Here is a 1,481-nt window from a genome sequence, read left to right on the forward strand (position 1 = left end):
GGGGGTGTGTCGGCCGGGGGTGTGTCGGCCGGGGGCGTGCTGTCGGGGAACGGCAAGCCCGGTCACGCGGCGACCTCGATCACGATCTTGCCGCGGCCGTGGCCGTTCTCCACCGCGCGCAGCGCCGCCGGGGCCTGGTCCAGCGGGAAGGTCGCGGTCACGAGCGGGTCCAGCGCGCCGTCCACGACCAGCTGGGCGACCGCGTCGAGCACGCGGCTGTCCCGGGCCCGCTGGACCGTCGTCCCGCCGTGCCGGTCGCTCGCCCCGGACAAGGCCGTGACGAGCTTCGACCGGTCCGCGAGGACCTCGACGACGTCGTCCAGCGTCTCGCCCCCGACGAGATCGTAGATTCCGTCGACCCCCCGGGGCGCGGCGGCCCGCACCCGGTCCGCGACATCGGGGCCCGGCTCGACGTGCGCCACGCCGAGGGCCTCGACGAAGTCCTTCTTGCCGGCGCTCGCGGTGCCGACGACCGTCAGGCCCGCATGCCGGGCGATCTGCGCGGCGGCCACTCCCACGCCGCCACCCACACCGATGATCAGCAGGGTGGCGCCGGGCGGCAGGGCCAGCTGGTGCACGCCGTCGTAGGCGGTCGCCGCCGCGACCGGAAGCGTCGCCGCGGCCACGAAGGACACCGCGGCTGGCTTGCGCGCACTCTCCCTGGCGGTCAGCACCGTGTACTCGGCGTAGCCACCGCCCGGCGCGCTGCCGAACACCTCGTCGCCGACGGCGAATCCGTTGACGTCCGGGCCCGCCTGCGTCACCACGCCGGAGGCCTCCACTCCGAGCACGACCGGAAACACGGCAGGCGGGGCTGCCGGCAGCCGCAGGCCGCCCCGCAGCTTCCAGTCCACGGGGTTGACCCCGGCGGCGCGTACCGCGATCGTGAGCTGACCCGGCCCGGCCACCGGGATCGGGAGGTCAGCGAACGCCTCCACCTCCGGACCGCCGTGGTCGTTGTAGACGTAAGCCTTCGGCACCACAACCACCGTTCCCTTCGCCGTTTCCCCTGGCCGTCCCGCCGCGGCTGTCCCACCGCGTCGAGACCTCCGCGATGTCCGCGATGTCCGCGGCAGGCGTCAACGCCGACCGCGATCACCTACAACACCGGGCCGGGCCGTCACCTTCCGGCGGTGGCCGGCACCGGGACGGCGGCGGCCACCGCCGAGGTCAGGCCGATAGTCAAATTCTGGTTCTGTTCGACGTCGAAGAAGATCGAAGGAGGCCAGGGGAGGCCAGGGGGAGGCCGGGAAAGGTCGGGGGTGACCTGGGAGGCCGAGAAAGGTCTGGGCAGGTGCGATCCTGGCCGACTCACGTCCGGTGCCGCCGCTGCTCGGTGAGTAACTCGTAGGACCGCACCTGCTCGGCGGGGGTGACCTGGCGGGGCCGGTTTTGCGCTCACGGCCACGACCCCGCCGGTGGCTACCGGCACCGAGCCTGCCCTACAGCCGACCCGGTGACTCCCATAAGCCTGCTAACTC

The 1,481-nt window shown here is 73.4% G+C and carries 1 protein-coding gene; it reads right to left on the minus strand.

What is annotated here, in order from left to right; genetic code table 11:
* Positions 1-62 precede the first annotated feature (62 nt).
* Complete coding sequence (locus tag AC08ON_RS10935) at positions 63-980, minus strand: NADP-dependent oxidoreductase (protein WP_476608528.1); 918 nt, start codon at positions 978-980, stop codon at positions 63-65.
* Positions 981-1,481: the final 501 nt, after the last annotated feature.

The organism is Frankia sp. CoWAU3 (genome assembly GCF_977971855.1).